The organism is Delftia sp. Cs1-4, from assembly GCF_000214395.1.
Classification (GTDB): Bacteria; Pseudomonadota; Gammaproteobacteria; order Burkholderiales; family Burkholderiaceae_C; genus Comamonas; species Comamonas acidovorans.
Window position 1 is genome coordinate 1,049,212 of record NC_015563.1, and the last position, 17,639, is coordinate 1,066,850.

The 17,639-nt window shown below is 69.4% G+C and carries 14 protein-coding genes; 12 read left to right on the top strand and 2 right to left on the bottom strand.

Annotated features, from left to right (window positions below; all coding sequences use genetic code 11):
- Nucleotides 1–79: 79 nt before the first annotated feature.
- The 3 genes from tal to DELCS14_RS04645 all read left to right on the top strand — a co-directional run bounded on the left by tal (nt 80) and on the right by DELCS14_RS04645 (nt 3,788).
- Nucleotides 80–1,033, top strand: coding sequence for a transaldolase (gene tal, locus DELCS14_RS04635; protein ID WP_012207472.1), 954 nt, complete (start codon nt 80–82; stop codon nt 1,031–1,033).
- 4 nt (nt 1,034–1,037) lie between these two features.
- Entirely contained in the window at nt 1,038–2,657 is a 1,620-nt protein-coding gene (gene pgi / locus DELCS14_RS04640; RefSeq protein WP_013800669.1) for a glucose-6-phosphate isomerase, read from the top strand.
- A 231-nt stretch (nt 2,658–2,888) separates the two neighbouring features.
- Nucleotides 2,889–3,788: a transporter substrate-binding domain-containing protein gene (locus DELCS14_RS04645; RefSeq protein ID WP_012207470.1), complete on the top strand. Its 900-nt coding sequence runs from the start codon at nt 2,889–2,891 to the stop codon at nt 3,786–3,788.
- Here DELCS14_RS04645 and DELCS14_RS04650 read toward each other — a convergent pair.
- The gene (locus DELCS14_RS04650) at nt 3,773–5,299 is read right to left on the bottom strand and encodes a PLP-dependent aminotransferase family protein (protein WP_013800670.1); all 1,527 of its coding nucleotides are present in this window, start codon (nt 5,297–5,299) and stop codon (nt 3,773–3,775) included. The genes DELCS14_RS04645 and DELCS14_RS04650 overlap by 16 nt on opposite strands.
- 243 nt (nt 5,300–5,542) lie before the next feature.
- Here DELCS14_RS04650 and DELCS14_RS04655 point away from each other — a divergent pair, with 243 nt between their 5' ends.
- Genes DELCS14_RS04655 through DELCS14_RS04685 form a run of 7 tightly spaced genes read left to right on the top strand, consistent with a single transcriptional unit; the run spans nt 5,543 to nt 13,740 of the window.
- A complete protein-coding gene (locus tag DELCS14_RS04655; protein WP_013800671.1) occupies nt 5,543–7,138 on the top strand; it encodes an ABC transporter substrate-binding protein in 1,596 nt (531 codons plus the stop codon).
- Nucleotides 7,139–7,154: 16 nt separating this feature from the next.
- Nucleotides 7,155–8,132 (top strand): ABC transporter permease, encoded by a 978-nt coding sequence (locus DELCS14_RS04660; RefSeq protein ID WP_012207467.1) that lies wholly within the window; start codon nt 7,155–7,157, stop codon nt 8,130–8,132.
- A 4-nt stretch (nt 8,133–8,136) separates the two neighbouring features.
- Complete coding sequence (locus DELCS14_RS04665; protein WP_013800672.1) at nt 8,137–9,045, top strand: ABC transporter permease; 909 nt, start codon at nt 8,137–8,139, stop codon at nt 9,043–9,045.
- A complete protein-coding gene (locus tag DELCS14_RS04670) occupies nt 9,045–10,073 on the top strand; it encodes an ABC transporter ATP-binding protein (protein ID WP_013800673.1) in 1,029 nt (342 codons plus the stop codon). The genes DELCS14_RS04665 and DELCS14_RS04670 overlap by 1 nt, the downstream gene beginning before the upstream one ends.
- Nucleotides 10,070–11,092, top strand: coding sequence for an oligopeptide/dipeptide ABC transporter ATP-binding protein (locus tag DELCS14_RS04675; protein ID WP_013800674.1), 1,023 nt, complete (start codon nt 10,070–10,072; stop codon nt 11,090–11,092). The genes DELCS14_RS04670 and DELCS14_RS04675 overlap by 4 nt, the downstream gene beginning before the upstream one ends.
- A 19-nt stretch (nt 11,093–11,111) precedes the next feature.
- Complete coding sequence (locus DELCS14_RS04680; protein WP_013800675.1) at nt 11,112–12,776, top strand: amidohydrolase; 1,665 nt, start codon at nt 11,112–11,114, stop codon at nt 12,774–12,776.
- 1 nt (nt 12,777) lies between these two features.
- Nucleotides 12,778–13,740 (top strand): CobW family GTP-binding protein, encoded by a 963-nt coding sequence (locus DELCS14_RS04685; protein ID WP_013800676.1) that lies wholly within the window; start codon nt 12,778–12,780, stop codon nt 13,738–13,740.
- Here the strand turns inward: DELCS14_RS04685 and DELCS14_RS04690 are convergent.
- Complete coding sequence (locus tag DELCS14_RS04690; protein WP_012207461.1) at nt 13,715–14,635, bottom strand: LysR family transcriptional regulator; 921 nt, start codon at nt 14,633–14,635, stop codon at nt 13,715–13,717. The two genes, DELCS14_RS04685 and DELCS14_RS04690, sit on opposite strands and share 26 nt — an antisense overlap.
- A gap of 166 nt (nt 14,636–14,801) precedes the next feature.
- On the opposite strand from DELCS14_RS04690, the gene DELCS14_RS04695 reads away from it, so the two are divergent.
- Together DELCS14_RS04695 and DELCS14_RS04700 are read left to right on the top strand one after the other, a co-directional pair.
- Nucleotides 14,802–16,217, top strand: a complete 1,416-nt coding sequence (locus DELCS14_RS04695; protein ID WP_013800677.1) for a VOC family protein — start codon at nt 14,802–14,804, stop codon at nt 16,215–16,217.
- Between the two features lie 111 nt (nt 16,218–16,328).
- Complete coding sequence (locus DELCS14_RS04700) at nt 16,329–17,606, top strand: PLP-dependent aminotransferase family protein (RefSeq protein ID WP_013800678.1); 1,278 nt, start codon at nt 16,329–16,331, stop codon at nt 17,604–17,606.
- Nucleotides 17,607–17,639 lie beyond the last annotated feature (33 nt).

The window sequence follows — 17,639 nt, forward strand, 5'->3', positions numbered from 1 at the left end:
CTCGGAGGATTTGCCGGTACAACCGCACCGCCCTGGTGCGATGCCGCCCCTCGCCAGGCTCCCGCCCAAAGGATGTTCCATGAACCAGCTTGATGCGCTTCGACAGTACACGACCGTGGTGGCCGATACCGGCGACTTCCACCAACTGGCCCAGTTCCAGCCGCGGGATGCGACCACCAATCCCTCGCTCATCCTCAAGGCGGTGCAAAAGCCCGAGTACGCACCGCTGATGCGTGCCACCGTGGCCCAGTACAAGGGCCGCAGCCTCGACGAGGTCATGGACCGCATGCTGGTGCGCTTTGGCTGCGAGATCCTGAACACCATTCCGGGCCGTGTCTCCACTGAAGTCGATGCGCGCCTGTCCTTCAATACCTCGGCCACCGTGGCACGTGCCGAGCGCCTGATCGAGCTGTACCAGGCCGAAGGCGTGCACATCGACCGCGTGCTCATCAAGATCGCCTCCACCTGGGAAGGCATTGAGGCGGCGCGCCAGCTGGAGCTGCGCGGCATCCACACCAACCTCACGCTGCTGTTCTCGTTCTGCCAGGCCGTAGCCTGCGGCCAGGCCAAGGTGCAGCTGATCTCTCCCTTCGTGGGCCGCATCTACGACTGGTACAAGAAGCAGGCCGGCGCCCAGTGGGACGAGGCCGCCATGGCCGGCGCCAACGATCCCGGCGTGCGTTCCGTGCGCGCCATCTACGAGCACTACAAGCACTTCGGCATCGCCACCGAGGTCATGGGTGCGAGCTTTCGCAACACGGGCCAGATCGTGGCACTGGCCGGCTGTGACCTGTTGACCATTGCCCCCGAACTGCTGGCCCAGCTGGGCGCCAGCGATGCGCCCCTGTCGCGCGCCCTGGACCCCGAGGCGGCGCGGACCCTGGAGCTCGATCCCGTGCACTACGATGAGGCCGGGTTCCGCCTGGCCCTCAACGAGGACGCCATGGGCACCGAAAAGCTGGCCGAAGGCATCCGCGCCTTTGCTGCCGACACGCGCAAGCTCGAAGCATTGATGCAGCAGGCCGCAGACTGATTGGATGAAGACCTTGCCCGTTCTGTGCAATACCTTGCCGGCATGGCCGGCACTTGAAAGCCATTTCCACGAAGACATCCAGACCCTGGATCTGCGCCAGGCCTTTGCCGCGGACGCGGGCCGGCTGGACGCGCTGAGCCAGCAGGCGCCCCATGTCTTTGCCGACCTGTCCAAGAACCTCTGGACCGGGCGCACCGAAGAGCTGCTGCGCGAGCTGGCGCAGCAGGCCGGCGTGCTGGCCCAGCGCGACGCCATGCTGGCTGGCGAGCCCGTCAACTGCACCGAGGGCCGTGCCGTCATGCACTGGCTGCTGCGCATGCCGCGCGACGGCGGCCAGCTGCGCCACTGCGCCACCGTGCAACAGTGGCAGCCGGCCATGCACGAGGCGCTGGGCCAGGTGCACGAGACGCTGGACGCCATGCTGGCCCTGGCCGAGCAGGTGCGTGGCGACGAGGGCATCACCGACATCGTGAACATCGGCATCGGCGGCTCGCACCTGGGCCCCGAAGTGGTGGTCAATGCGCTGGAGGACTGGGTCGATGCGGGCAAGAATTTCCATTTCGTCTCCAACGTCGATGGCCATGAGCTCGGCCATGTGCTGCGCCGCGTGCGCCCCCACAGCACGCTGTTCCTGATCGCCTCCAAATCCTTCACCACGGCCGAGACCATGCTCAACGCGCACTCGGCGCGCCGGTGGTTCCTGGAGCAGGGCGGCAGCGAGGACCCGCAGGCCGCGTGCTCCATCGACCGGCACTTCGTGGCGCTCACCACCAATGTGCAGGCCGCAGCCGACTTCGGCATCCGCCGCACGCTGGGATTCTGGGACTGGGTGGGCGGTCGTTTTTCGCTGTGGTCGGCCATCGGCCTGCCCGTGGCCATCGCCATCGGAGCGGCGCAGTTCCGTGCGCTGCTGGGTGGCGCCCATGCCATGGATGCGCATTTCTTTTCCTCGGGCGTGGAGGGCAACCTGCCGCTGCGCCTGGGCCTGCTGGACGTCTGGTACCGCGATTTCTGCAGCTTCTCCAGCCGCTGCATTGCCCCCTACAGCCATGGCCTGCGGCGGCTGACCGCCTACCTGCAGCAGCTGGAGATGGAGAGCAACGGTAAGGGCGTGACGCGCGACGGGCAGACCCTGCCCGTGCGCACGGCACCCGTGATCTGGGGCGAGCCCGGCACCAATGGCCAGCATGCCTTCTTCCAGATGCTGCACCAGGGCCAGGACGTGATTCCCGTGGAGTTCATCGCGCTGCGCGACGGCGGCAAATACCTGGGCGCCCACCACCAGAGCCTGGTCGTCAACGCCATTGCCCAGGCCCAGGCCCTGATGGAGGGGCGCCACGGCGAAGGGGCAGAGCGCCATTGCGCGGGCAACCGGCCCAGCAGCTTCCTGCTGCTGCAGCAGCTCGATCCGGCATCGTTGGGCGCACTGATCGCGCTGTACGAGCACCGTGTCTTCTCGGCCGGTGCGGTGTGGGGCATCAACAGCTTTGACCAGTGGGGCGTGGAGCTGGGCAAGCACCTGGCGCGCCAGCTGCATGCACGCCAGGACAGTGGCGACTGGCAGGGCGTCGATGCCTCGACGCAGGGCCTCATGCACCGGCTTGCGGCAGGGTCGGCCGGCTGACCGGGCGCGGCGGGCCTGGGGCCACCGCGGCGCACCAGCAGGGTGCCGGGTCATGTGGGTGGAGCATGACCTTCTTCCATTTCATCGTTATGCACAGGCGCCTGATTGCTCGATAGTTGATGCAATCGCCTTGACGGCGGCCCTGCCTGGAGGCAGCCGGTGACGGCGGCACGGCAGGGTGGAGGCGCAGCGCGCCTTCGGACCTGCAACAACTATCCAAGGAGACCCTCGATGCGATTCGTACTGGCCCATGTGGCGATGGCATGTGTGGTGGCGGCAACTGGCGCTGCCCATGCACAGGAGGCGGCCGGCACGCTGGACAAGATCCAGAGCACAGGCAAGGTGGTGATGGGCGTGCGCGAAAGCTCGGCGCCCATGGCCTATGCCTTCGGGACCACGCAGAAGTACGTGGGCTACCACGTGGAGCTGTGCGAGAAGGTGCTGGCCCAGATCGTGCCCAAGGCCAAGATCGAGTACATGGCCCTGACCTCGCAGAACACCATGCCCCTGGTGCAGAACGGCACCGTGGACATCGGCTGCGGCCCGACCACGAACAACCTCGCTCGCCAAAAGCAGGTGGCCTTTGCCGTGACCACCTATGTGAGCCAGGTGCGCATGGCCGTGCGCGCCGACTCGGGCATCACCTCCTTCAAGCAGCTCGACGGCAAGCCCGTGGCGGCCTCGGCCGGCACGACCGCCGTGCAGCTGCTGCGCAAGTACGGGCGCGACAATGGCGTGAACCTGCCCACCTCGCTGGGCAAGGACCATTTCGAGAGCTTTCTGATGCTCGAATCGGGCCGTGCCGATGCCTTCGTGCTGGACGACAACCTGCTGGCCGGCGTCATCGCCAACTCCAAGAACCCTGCAGGCTTCAAGATCGTGGGCGAGGTGCTGGGCTCCGAGCCCATCGCCATCCTGTTCCGCCGCGATGACCCCGCCTTCAAGAAGGCCGTGGACGACGTGCTGGTGGGCATGATGGCCTCGGGCGAAGTGGCGAAGATCTACGACAAGTGGTTCGTGCAGCCCATTCCGCCCAAGAATGCCCCGCTGAACCTGCCCATGAGCGACCTGCTCAAGCAGCTGCTGCAAAAGCCCAACGACAAGCCGCTGGAATCCTACGCGCAGCAGTGATTGCGGGCTGAGTCCAGCTCCATCACCGCCCGCGCCAGCGCCTGGATGCCGGCATCGATCTGATCGATGGCAATGGAGGACAGGCGCAGCCGGAAAAAGGGGCAGGGCTGGCGCGGCGTCGCAAAGAACGCGCTGCCTGCCTCGATCAGCACGCCGTGGCGGCGCGCCACGGCGGCCAGCGCATCGGCATCCAGCCACGCCGGTGCCTGCACCCACAGCGATGCGCCGCCCTGGGGCTGGCGGAAGATGAAATCCGGCAGGTGCGCGCGCAGCGAGCGGTCCACCTGCGCCACGCGTTCCAGCATGGCCTGGTTCACGCGGCGCGCATGGGCCTCATGGTGGCCCAGCGACAGGAACAGCGCATAGGCGTGCTGCAGAAAGGCGCTGGGGTGGCGCACCATGGCATGGCGCAGCACGCGCAACTCGTCGATCAGCGCGCGCGGCGCAACGATGTAGCCCAGCCGCAGCGCGGGCGACAGGCTCTTGGACAGCGAACCCACATAGATCACGCGCCCGCCCTTGTCCAGGCTCTTGAGCGCGGGCATGGGCGTGCCCTGGTAGAGGTTCTCGGCCTCGTAGTCGTCCTCGATGATCACGAAATCGCCCTGCTCGGCGCGGCGCAGCAGCTGCTCGCGCCGCTGCAGGCTCAGCGTCACGGTGGTGGGACTCTGGTGCGAGGGCGTGACGAACAGATAGTCCAGCGGCGGCAGGCCATCGACCACCACGCCCTCCTCGTCCACGGCCACGGGCACCCAGTGGGGGCGGCGCAGCGAAAAGGTGTTGCGCGCATGCGGGTGGCCGGGCTCCTCGAAGCCCAGGCGCTGCGAGGGGGCCAGCAGTGCGTCGGCCAGCAGGTAGAAGGCCTGCTGCGCGCCCACGGTGACCAGGATCTCTTCCTTGAGCGCGAACACGCCGCGCCGGGGCAGCAGGCGCAGGCGGATCTGCTCGATCAGGTCGGGAACGTCGTCGGTCTCGAAGTCCGGCGTCCAGTGCGGCAGCTGGGCGCGCGCCAGGCTGCGCGTGCAGCATTCCCGAAAGCCTTCGGTGGGAAACAGCGCGGGATCGTGCATGCCGTAGACGAAGGGGTAGGGGTACTCGCGCCACTGCAGCGGCTTGGACAGCGTGTGCCTGTCCGTCAGCGAGCGCAGCACGCGTGCAGACCAGTCCGGTGCGGGCTCCCCGGGACTTGTCGCAGGCAGGGCCAGGGCGCCGTCCACACCAGCCAGGCGCGAATCCCGGGCCACGAATACGCCGCTGCGCGGGCGGGCTTCCAGAAAGCCTTCATCCACGAGCTGCTCATAGACCGTGGTCACGGTATTGCGCGACACCTCCAGCAGGCGCGACAGCTCGCGCGAGGGCGGCATGGCCGCGCCGGGCGGCAGGCGGCCTTCGAGGATGGGCTGGACCAGGGCCAGGCGCAGGCGGTCCTTCAGGGGAAGGCCGGGCTGCTCGGGCAGCGCGAACAGGCGGGCCCACTGGTGGCGTGGGTCTGTGGCGGAAGGGGTGCTCATGGCGCAACGGAGGCAATCGGGGGGGCGTTCTTGGCGCGGCCGGGCAGAGGGCGCGCGGTCGGCGCCATGTTGCGGTGCGGGTGCGGGCAAGTAAAGGTTTGGGCCGGCCGACGCGGGTAAACACCGGGCCTCTGGCTCCTACGTTTGGACGGCTGTGGCCCCCGCGGCCCGCGCCCTTGTTGCGTATTCTGGATTGAAGGCAGCGAGCCGCGCGGCCTGGCGATCCAACGAGGGAGACAGTCCATGCACACCATCACTTTCCGACGCCGCGCCCTGGCGGCCCTGGCCCTGGCCGGCGCGCTGGCGGGCCTGGCGGCCACGCCGCTGCAGGCCCAGGAGCCGCAGCGCGGCGGCACCCTGATCGTGGGCAGCACCCAGGTGCCACGGCACCTGAACGGTGCCGTGCAATCGGGCATTGCCACGGCCATGCCTTCCACCCAGCTGTTCGCCAGCCCGCTGCGCTTCGATGACCAGTGGAAGCCCCAGCCCTACCTGGCCGAATCCTGGAAGCTGGCCGAGGACGGCAAGTCGCTGACCCTGAACCTGCGCAGGAATGCCGTGTTCCACGACGGCAAGCCCATCACCTCGGCCGACGTGGCCTTCTCCATCATGGCCATCAAGGCCAACCACCCGTTCCAGACCATGCTGGGGCCCGTGGAGAAGGTGGACACGCCCGACCCTTACACGGCCATCATCCGCATGAACGCGCCGCATCCGGCCATCCTGCTGGCCATGAGCCCGGCGCTGGCGCCCATACTGCCCAAGCACATCTATGGCGATGGTGCCGATCTCAAGACCCATGCGCGCAACAGCGCCGACGTGGTGGGCTCGGGGCCGTTCAAGCTGACCGAGTTCCGCGCGGGCCAGCGCATCGTGATGGAGCGCTTCGACAAGTTCTTCCTGCCCGGCCGCCCCTACCTGGACAAGCTGGTCTTCAACATCGTGCCCGACTCCTCCAGCCTGCTGCTGAGCCTGGAGCGCGGCGACGTGCAGATGGTGCCCTACCTGCAGGCCTCCATCGACCTGAAGCGCCTGTCCACCAACCCCCAGATCACGTTGACCGGCAAGGGCTTCGAGGGCATAGGCTCGATCAACTGGCTGGCCATCAACACCGACAGGAAGCCGCTGGACGATGTGCGCGTGCGCAAGGCCATTGCGCATGCCATCGACAAGAACTTCATCACCAAGGCGCTGATGGGCGGCTTCGCCACCGTGGCCGACGGCCCCATCGTGGCGGCCAGCCCCTTTGCCTCGGCCGACCTGGTGCGCTATCCGCTGGACCTCAAGAAGTCGGCGGCCCTGCTGGACGAGGCCGGCCTCAAGCCCGCCTCCAACGGAGAGCGCTTCAAGATCACCATCGACTACCTGCCAGGCACGGACGAGCAGCAAAAGAACGTGGCCGAGTACGTGCGCGCCCAGCTCAAGAAGGTCGGCATCGCGGTCGAGGTGCGCGCCTCGGCCGACTTCCCGGCCTGGGCCCGGCGCCTGGCCACGCACGACTTCGACCTGTCCATGGACATCGTCTTCAACTGGGGCGACCCGGTCATCGGCGTGCACCGCAGCTACCTGTCCACCAACATCAAGCCCGTGGTCTGGACCAACACCCAGTCCTACCGCAATCCCAAGGTGGACGAGCTGCTGAACACGGCCAGCGGCACGCTGGACACGGCCGAGCGCAAGAAGCTCTATGCGGCCTTCCAGAAGACCGTGACCGACGAGCTGCCGGTGATCTTCATCAACAACTCGCCCTACCACACCGCCGCGCGCAAGAACGTGGGCAACCTGCCGACCACGGTCTGGGGGCCGGCCTCGCCCTATGACGAGATCTTTCTGAAGTAGTCGGGGAGTGCAGTCCATGGCTTTTCTTCGCACACTCCTCAAGCGGCTGCTGCAGGGCCTGGCGCTGGTGCTGGCCGTGGTGGTGCTGAACTTCATGCTGGTGCATGCGGCGCCCGGCGATCCCGTGGAGACCATTGCCGGCGCCAGCGGCGGCATGGAGCCCGAGCTCATGGCCGAGCTGCGCACACGCTACGGGCTGGACCGGCCGCTGCCCGTGCAGCTGGGCATCTACCTGGCGCGCGTGGCCAGCGGGGATCTGGGCTACTCCTACTTCTTCAACCTGCCGGTGGCGCAGATGATTGCCGAGCGCGTGCCCGCCACCTTGCTGCTGGTGCTAGCCGCCGTGCTCACTGCCTTCGTGGTGGGCACGCTGCTGGGCGTGCTGTCCTCGCGCCGGCCCAACGGCCTGCTGTCGCAGTGCATCACCGTGCTGTCCTTGGTGGGCTTTGCGGCGCCCGTGTTCTGGACCGGCATGCTGCTGGTGCTGGCCTTTGCCTCCTGGTGGCCCGTGCTGCCGGTGTCGGGCATGCGCTCGGCCGATGCCGCAGGCGGCGCAGGCCTTGCCGATCTGCTGGACGTGGCCCGGCACCTGGTGCTGCCTGCGCTGACACTGGCCCTGGTCTACCTGGCGCAGTACAGCCGGCTGTCGCGCTCGTCCATGCTGGACGTGCTGGGCGCCGACTACATCCGCACGGCGCGCGCCAAGGGCCTGGCCGAGCATGTGGTGCTCTACCGCCATGCGCTGCGCAACGCGCTGCTGCCCGTGGTGACCATGCTGGGCCTGCAGTTCGGCAACGTCATGGCTGGCGCCATCATCGTCGAGACGGTCTTCAACTGGCCGGGCCTGGGCCGGCTGGCCTTCGACTCGGTGCTGCGGCGCGACTACCCGACCATCCTGGGCGTGCTGCTGTTCTCCTCCATCGTCGTGGTCGTGATGAACCTCGTCACCGACCTGTGCTACCGGCTGATCGATCCCCGCATCAAGGCGGCCTGAGACCATGAATGCCATCACACCACCTTCCGTGTCCGTGCCGAGCGTCGCCGCGCCGCAGGCCGCAGCCCATGCCGAGCACCCGGCCCGTGAGGCGCTGCGCATGTTCCTGCGCAACCCCTCGGCCATTGCCGGCATGGCCATGCTGCTCATCGTGCTGCTGGTGGCCATCGCCGGCCCCTGGATCTGGCCTGCGGACCCGTTCGAGATCCGCACCATGCCGCTGAGCCCGCCGTTCAGCGAGGAGGCCTGGCTGGGCAGCGACCAGCTGGGGCGCGACGTGCTCACGGGCATCATCCACGGCGGCCGCGCCACGCTGCTGGTGGGCGCCTTCGCGGCTTTGCTGTCGGTGTGCATCGGCGTGACGCTGGGGGCGATGGCCGGCTACTACGGCGGCCGCGTCGATGCCCTGCTGATGCGCGTGACCGAGTTCTTCCAGGTGCTGCCTGCGCTCCTGTTCGCCATGGTGGTGGTCACGCTGTTCTCTCCCTCGCTGGTGACGGTCACGCTGGCCATCGGCAGCGTGAGCTGGCCGGCCACTGCGCGGTTGACGCGGGCCGAGTTCATGCGCATCCGCCAGCTTGAATTCGTGCGCGCGGAGAGCGCCATCGGCGCGCGCCACGGCCGCATCATCTGGAAGGTGATCCTGCCCAATGCGCTGCCGCCGCTGGTGGTGTCGGCCACGCTGGCCGTGGGCGCCGCCATTCTGTTCGAGGCCGGCCTGTCCTTCCTGGGCCTGGGGGACCCCAACCAGATGAGCTGGGGTCTGATGATCGGGTCGGCCCGCCAATACCTGCTGTCCTGCTGGTGGGCCGTGGCCTTTCCCGGTGCCGCCATCTTCGTCACCGTGCTGGCCGTCAGCCTGATCGGCGACGGCCTCAACGATGCACTCAACCCCAAGCTGAGGGAGCGCTGATGGACACCGACACCCCCCTGTTGCAAGTGAGCGGCCTGCGCGTGGCCTTCCAGGGCCGGCGCGGCCAGGCCACGGTGCTCAACGGCGTGGATTTCGATCTGCGCGCGGGCGAGACCCTGTGCGTGGTCGGCGAATCCGGCTGCGGCAAGAGCATGACGGCGCTGGCGCTGCTGCGCCTCATTCCCTCGCCTCCGGGCCGCATCACGGGCGGGCAGGTGCGCTTCCAGGGCGAGGACCTGGTGGCCGTCGGCGAGGCCCATATGCGCCAGGTGCGCGGCAACCGCATCTCCATGATCTTCCAGGAGCCGATGACCTCGCTGAACCCGGTGCTCACCGTGGGCGAGCAGATCGCCGAGCCGCTGCGCCTGCACGCTGGCCTGGACGCGGGCGCCGCGCGCCAACGCGCCGTGGAAATGCTCCGGCAGGTCGGCATCCCCGCGCCCGAGCGGCGCGTGCACGAGTACCCGCACCAGCTGTCGGGCGGCATGCGCCAGCGCGTGATGATTGCCATGGCCCTGGCCTGCCGGCCCGACATCCTGATCGCCGACGAGCCCACCACGGCGCTGGACGTGACCGTGCAGGCGCAGATCTTCGACCTGCTGCGCGAGCTGCAGCGCGACAAGGGCACGGCCATCGTGCTGATCACGCACGACATGGGGGCCGTGGCCGAGATGGCCGACCGCGTCATGGTCATGTATGCGGGCCGCGTGATCGAGCAGGGCCGCTGCGAACAGGTGCTGTCGGCGCCCGCCCATCCGTACACGCGCGGCCTGATCGCCTGCCTGCCCGAGCTGGGCAGCAGCCAGGCAGGCGGGCGCACCGAGCTGCCCGAGATCCCCGGCGTCGTGCCCTCGATCTGGGAGTTGGGCAGCGGCTGCGCCTTTCGTGCGCGCTGCCGCGAGGCCCAGCCGCGCTGCGCCAGCGAGGCGCCGCCGCTGACCGCGCTGGATGATCCATCCCACGGCGTGGCCTGCTGGCTGCACGCTCCCGCTTCCCGCATCCGCGCCCATACGGAGGCCCTGGCATGAACGCACGCATGGACGAGACCCTCTTGCAGGTGGACGATCTCCAGGTCCACTTTCCGCGCCCGGGCAAGGGCCTGTTCGGCAGGCCCGAGGTGGTCAAGGCCGTGGACGGCGTGTCCTTCAGCCTGCGGCGCGGCAGCACGCTGGCCGTGGTGGGCGAGTCGGGCTCGGGCAAGACGACCACGGCGCTGGCCGTGATGCGCCTGGCGCCCGTGACGGCGGGCCGCATGCAGCTGGGCGATACCGACCTGGGCGGCCTGTCGGGCGAGGCCCTGCGCCAGGCGAGGCGGCGCATGCAGATCGTGTTCCAGGACCCGTTTTCCTCGCTGAATCCGCGACAGCGCGCGGGCGATGCGGTGCGCGCTCCGCTGGACCTGATGGACGTGGGCACACCGGCCGAGCGCGAGGCGCGCGTGGCCGAGCTGTTCACCCAGGTCGGCCTGCGGCCCGAGCAGCGCCAGCTGTTCCCGCACCAGTTCTCGGGCGGCCAGCGCCAGCGCATCAACATCGCGCGCGCCCTGGCCACGCGGCCCGAACTCGTGGTCTGCGACGAACCCGTGTCGGCGCTGGACATCGCCATCCGCGCCCAGATCCTCAACCTGCTGGCGCGGCTGCAGCGCGAGCTGGGCCTGAGCTACCTGTTCATCTCGCACGACATGGCCGTGGTCGAGCACATCTGCGACGACATCGCCGTCATGTACCTGGGCCAGATCGTGGAGCGCGCACCGCGCCAAGCCTTCTTCGCGCGGCCGCTGCATCCCTACAGCGTGGCCCTGATGTCGGCCGTGCCCACGGTGCGCGGCGGGCGCGAGCGCGCGGCGCGGCGCATCCGGCTGGCCGGCGATCCGCCCAGTCCCATCGACCCGCCCGCGGGCTGCCGCTTCGCCGGGCGCTGCCCCGTGGCCGTGCCTGCGTGCTCGGCCGAGGCGCCACCGCTGCGCGAAGCCGCCCCCGGCCACTGGGTGCGCTGCATCCGCGTGGACCACATCGATGGCGTGCCGCGCGCGCCGCTGGCCCTGTGAACCCGGAGCACCCGCCACCATGAGCATCACTGTCTACGCCGCCCGCAAGATCATCACCATGAACCCCATGCAGCCCGAGGCCACGCACGTGGCCGTGCGCGACGGGCGCATCCTCGCGGTCGGGGACCTGGCGCGCTGCACGGCCTGGGGCGAGTGCCGCATCGATGAGCGCTTTGCCGACCAGGTGCTGCTGCCCGGGCTGGTGGAGGGCCACTGCCACCTCAAGGAAGGCAGCATGTGGGATTGGACATACACGGGCTGGTTCGACCGGCGCGACCCCGATGGAAAGACCTGGCCCGGCCTGCGCTCCATGGATGCCGTGGTGGACCGCCTGGCCGAGGTGGCGTCGCGCATGGATGCGCAGGGCCTGCCGCCCGGGCAGCCGCTGATCGCCTGGGGGTTCGATCCCATCTACTTTGGCGGCGAGCGCATGACGGTGGAGCACCTGGACCGCGCCGCCGCAGGCCGTCCCGTCGTCATCTCGCACGCCAACGGCCACCTGATGAACGTCAACAGCGCCATGCTGCGCCTGGCCGAGATCACGCGTGACAACGAGGTCGAGGGCGTGGTGCGCTTTGCACCCGGCCACTCCCTGGCCGGCGAGCCCACGGGCGAGCTGCAGGAGCCGGCCGCCATGTTCCTGGTGCTGCGCAAGATCGGCAACGCCGGGCTGCTGGCTCCCATGACCGAGGCCGGTGTGCGCTCCTTTGCGCGCCTGGCCTGCCGCCAGGGCGTGACCACGGCCACCGACCTGGTCAACAGGCTGGGTGAGCAGGACTGCCGCGTGCTGGAGGCCGCGCTGGCCGACGACCAGGTGCCCATCCGCATCCTGCCCGCCTTCCAGGCGTTTCACGGCACGCATGGCGCCGAGGCCGGTGCCGAGCATGTGCGCACGCTCATGGCGCGCAACACCGACCGCCTGCGCTACGGCCTGGTCAAGATGATGCTGGACGGCTCCATCCAGGGCTTTTCGGCGCGCCTGCGCTGGCCCGGTCACTACAACGGCGCGCCCAACGGCATCTGGGTCACCGCGCCCGCGCAGTACGAGGCCGATTTCGAGACCTACCACCGCGCGGGCCTGCTCATCCATACGCACACCAATGGCGACGAGGCCAGCGAAGCCGCCATCGACGCCATAGACCGCGTGCTGGCCCGCGCCCCCCGGCCCGATCACCGCCACACGCTGCAGCATGGCCAGATGATCGATGCGCCGCTTTTTCGCCGCATGGCGGCGCTGGGCCTGTGTGCCAACCTGTTCGCCAACCACCTCTGGTACTGGGGCGACCAGCACTACGAGATGACCATGGGGCCGGACCGGGCCATGCGGCTCGATGCCTGCGCCAGCGCGCTGGCCGCCGGCGTGCCGCTGGCCATCCATTCGGATGCGCCCGTCACGCCGCTGGGGCCGCTGTTCACCGCCTGGTGCGCGGTCCACCGGATCACGCCCAAGGGCCGCGTGCTGGGCGCGGCCGAGCGCCTGACCGTGGCCCAGGCCCTGCATGCCGTCACGCTGGGAGCGGCCTGGACGCTGAAGCTGGACCACGAGATCGGCAGCATCGAATGCGGCAAGCGCGCCGACTTCTGCGTGCTGGAGGACGATCCGCTGTCCCTGGACCCCATGGTGCTCAAGGACCTCAAGGTCTGGGGCACGGTGCTGTCGGGGCGTGTCTTCAAGGCGGCATGACATGGGGCAGCGGTTGCCGTTCACGGTCATCGGCGGCTTCCTGGGCGCCGGCAAGACCACGCTGCTCAACCACTGGCTGCGCCATGCGGATGGCCAGCGGCTGGCCGTGCTGGTCAACGACTTCGGTGCGCTCAACATCGATGCAGGCCTGATCAAGGAACACAGCGGCGACACCATCGCGCTGACCAATGGCTGCGTGTGCTGCCAGATCGGCGATGACCTCTCCATGGCCCTGATCGGCGTGCTGCAGCAGCGCGAGCGCTTCGACGCCGTGGTGGTTGAGGCCAGCGGCGTCTCCGACCCCTGGCGCATTGCCCAATTGGGCCTGGCCGATCCCGCATTGGCGCTGGACGGCGTCATCGTGGTCGTCGATGCCGCTGCCCTGCCCGGGCAGGCGGCCGATCCGCTGCTGGCCGACACGCTGCAGCGCCAGGTGGTCCGGGCCGATCTGGTCATCGTCAACAAGACCGATCTGGCCGATGCCCGGACCCTGGAGCGCGTGCACGGCTGGATAGCCAGCCACGCGCCAGCCGCGCAACGCTGCGATGTGCACGAAGCCCGGGTGCCCGTGGAGCTGCTCAGCGGCGCAGCCCTGCTGCGTGGCGTGCGGGAGGTTTCATGGGGTGCCAGCACTGCGCGCCCCATGCACGGCCGGCAGTTCGAGACCTGGTCCTGCCAGCCGCCCGGGATGCTGTCCGAGACGGCTCTGCAGGCGTGGCTGCAGGCCATGCCGGCTGGCGTGCTGCGGCTCAAGGGCGTGGTGCAGACCGGGGCGGGCCAGTGGAGCGAGCTTCAGTTTGCCGGGCGCAGCGGCCGGCTGCGTGCCGCATCAGCGCCCGCGCCCGCGCAGCAGCAGGTGCCCGCCATCGTGGCCATCGGCCTGGCCGGGCAGTTGCCGGTGGCCGCGCTGCAGGCGCTGGTGGCAGGCGCTGCGGGCGTCAGGGCTGCGGGCCGTCCCGCATGAAATCCTGGGCCGCCTGCTGAAGCCACTCGCGCAGGCTTTGCAGCGGCGGGTAGTTGCCGCGGCTCGTGGGCCAGGCCAGGTAGTAGCGCTCGGCGCTTTCCATCTCGGGCAGATGGGGCAGGGCACGCACCAGATCGCCCTGGGCCAGTTCCCGCTCGATCAGAAAGCGTGGCAGCAGGGCCACGCCCACGCCGGCGATGGCGGCCTGGGCGGCGGTGGCGAACTGGTCGAACAGCATGCCCTGGCCCTCGGCCATGGGCGCATGGTGCACGGACAGCCAGCGCTGCCAGGCATCGGGGCGCGATGCCAGGTGCAGCAGCGGCGCCTGCAGCAGGTCCTGGGGCTGGGCAAAGCCATGCTGGGCCAGCAGGGCGGGGCTGCAGGCAGGCACCACGGTCTCGCTCATCAGAAAGGCCAGCTCGGCGCCCGGCCAGTGCGGCAGGCCGAAATGGATGGCGGCGTCCACGGCTTCGAGCTGGAAGTCGAACTGGGACAGCCGCGTCGTCAGGTTGATGGTGATGCCCGGGTGGGCGCTGAAGAACTGCGGCAGGCGCGGCGCCAGCCAGCGCGTGCCGAAGGTGGGCAGGATGGCCAGGTTCAGGCTGCCGCCGCGCGGGTTGGCCCGAAAGCCCAGCGTGGCGGTGGAGATGCGCATCAGCGCGCCGCGTATCTCCTGGGCATAGGCCTGGCCGGCCGGACTGAGCCGCACGGTCTGGCGCTCGCGCACAAAGAGCTCCGCCTCCAGCCGCTCCTCCAGCGCGCGGATCTGGCGGCTGACGGCGCTTTGCGTCAGGTGCAGCTCGGCCGCAGCTGCCGTGAAGCTCTGGTGCCGTGCCGCCGCCTCGAAGGCGCACAGCAGGGACATGGGGGGCAGGAAACGGCGGGACAGCAGCATGGCAGAGGGCGGTGGGGCAATCGTGGGAGGGGCATTCTGTTTGGGAATGACCTATGGGCCTGATTATCGTTTGACCAGGCTCAAGGCGCAGACCTAGCATGCGTGCCAGGAATCCACCCCGCCGCAGGGCTGCCCTGTGGCTCCAACTTCAGTCCCCACGAGCACCATGTCCTCTACGCCTGCCCACACCTTCGTGCCCTCCGACGAGATCCGCGCACGGTTTTCCAGCGCCATGTCCGAGATGTACCGCGATGAAGTGCCCCAGTACGGCACGCTGATCGAACTCGTGGCCGACATCAACCAGCGCACGCTGCAGGCCGAGCCCGCGCTGCTGGCCCGGATGCAGCGCAGCGGCGAGCTGGCCCGCCTGGGCGTGGAGCGCCACGGCGCCATCCGCGTGGGCACGGCGGCCGAGCTGTCCATGCTGCGCCGCCTGTTCGCCATCATGGGCATGGAGCCCGTGGGCTACTACGACCTGTCGGTGGCCGGCGTGCCCGTGCACTCCACGGCCTTCCGTCCCGTCAGCGATGCCGCGCTGCTGGCCAATCCCTTCCGCGTCTTCACCTCGCTGCTGCGCCTGGACCTGATTGCCGACGAGGCGCTGCGGGCCCAGGCGGGCGCCATCCTGGCGCAACGCAGCATCTTCACCGAACGCGCGCTGGCGCTGATCGCCCAGGCCGAAGCCCATGGCGGCCTGGCCGACGCCGATGCCGACGCATTCGTGCGCGAGGCACTGGAGACCTTCCGCTGGCACAGCGAGTCCACCGTGGACGGCACCACCTACGATGCGCTGCACAAGGCCCACCGCCTGATCGCCGACGTGGTCTGCTTCAAGGGCCCGCACATCAACCACCTGACGCCGCGCACGCTGGACATCGATGCCGCCCAGGCCGCCATGCCCGAGCGCGGCATGGACGCCAAGGACGTGGTCGAAGGCCCGCCGCGCCGCGCCTGCCCCATCCTGCTGCGCCAGACCAGCTTCAAGGCGCTCAAGGAGACCGTGCGTTTTGCGGGCGATGCCACGGGCGCGGGCTCGCACACGGCGCGCTTCGGCGAGATCGAGCAGCGCGGCGTGGCGCTCACGCGCAAGGGCCGCGCGCTCTACGACCAGCTGCTGGCCCAGGTGCGCGACATGGGCAGCGCAGGCAGTGCCGCGCCCAACTACGGCAGCCGCCTGGCCCAGGTCTTCGAGGCTTTCCCCGACACCCATGAGCAGCTGCGCCGGCAAGACCTGGCCTTCTACCGCTTCACGCTGAGCGACGAGGGAGCCGCCCTGGCCGCAGGCGAGGCCGCAGCGGCCGCCGCCTCGGACCTGGACGCCCTGATCGCCCGCGGCCTGGCCCAGGCCGAGCCCATCGTCTACGAGGACTTCCTGCCCGTGAGCGCGGCCGGCATCTTCCAGTCCAACCTGGGCGGCGAAGAGCAAAAGCAGTACGCGGCCCATGCGGCCCAGCAGGCCTTCGAGGCCGACCTGGGTGCCCGCGTGCATGACGAGATCGCGCTGTACGAGCAGGCCCAGCAGCGCTCCATCGACCAGCTGCGCAGCGCGCTGCGCGGCCAGGCCACCAAGGTCGCTGCATAGGCGCCGACCCGGGCTGAGCCCGCCGCCGTTGATCCCCTTCCCCGGGGCGCATGCACAGGCGCCAGGCCTGCGCGTGCGCCCCTTTGTTTTTGCCATTTGCCGGAGGCCTTCATGAGCACCGCAGACCAGGGCGCGTCGTCGCCCACCGCCCATCTGTTCAACTCGCTGTTCGCACAGCCCGAAGGCTCGCCGATCCGCGAGCTGTTTCCCTACCTGAGCCGTCCCGGCATGCTCTCGCTGGCCGGAGGCTATCCATCGCCCAGCCTGTTCGATGCCGAAGGTTTGCAGCAGGCCGCCATGGCCGCGCTGCAGCAGGATGCCGCCACCAGCCTGCAGTACGGCGCCAGCGAGGGCCAGCTTGCGCTGCGCGAAGCCCTGGCCGCGCTGTGCGCCACGCGCGGCATTGCCTGCACGCCGGCCGACATGATCGTGACCACGGGCTCGCAGCAGGCCTTCGATCTGCTGGTCAAGGTGCTGGTCGAGCCCGGCGATCCGGTGCTGGTCGAGGTGCCCGCCTACCCGGCCACGCTGCAGACCCTGAAGCTGGCCCAGGCACAGGTCGTTGCCGTGCCCACGGACGAGCAGGGCCTGGACACCGAGGCCCTGGCCCGCCTGCTGGCGCAGTGGCCCCATGCGCGTGCCCCCAAGCTGCTCTATACCGTGCCCAACTTCTCCAACCCGGGCGGCACCCTGCTGCCCGCGGCGCGGCGCACGGCCCTGGTGGCGCTGGCACGCGAGCATGGCTTTGTCATCGTCGAGGACGACCCCTATGGCGAGCTGCGCTTTACCGGCCAGCGCGAACCGTCGATCTACGAAACGGGCCTGGCGCTGTGCGGCGCCCAGGCCAATCCCGTGGTCTACCTGTCCAGCCTGTCCAAGACCGTGGCGCCTGCGCTGCGCATCGGCTGGATGCTGGCCGACGCCCAATTGCTGCGCCGCTGCACCATCGCCAAGCAGACGGCCGATCTGTGCACCTCGCCACTGGCGCAGATGATCGCCGCGCACTATCTGCGCTCGGGCCGCTATGCGCCCCAGCTGGCCCAGGCCTGCGCCGAGTACGCGGCGCGCATGGATGCGCTGTGCTCCGGCATGCAGTCGGCGCTGGGCGATCAGATCCGCTTCGTGCGGCCTGCGGGCGGCATGTTCGTCTGGGCCCAGCTGCTGCCGCCGCAGCGGCTTGCGGGCGATTCCCAGGCCCTGGCCCGTGCGCTGTTCACGGCAGCGGTGGAGCAGGGCGTGCTCTATGTGCCGGGCAAGGCCTTCTTCCCGGCCGATGCGGCAGACAAGGCCGGCCTGTGCATGCGCCTGTCGTATGCGGCGCCCACCGTGCCCCAGATCACCGAGGCCGTGGCACGCCTGGGCCGGGCCTGGGGCCAGGCCGTGTCCTGAAAGACATCGGCAAAAGCGTTCATGCAATGACAA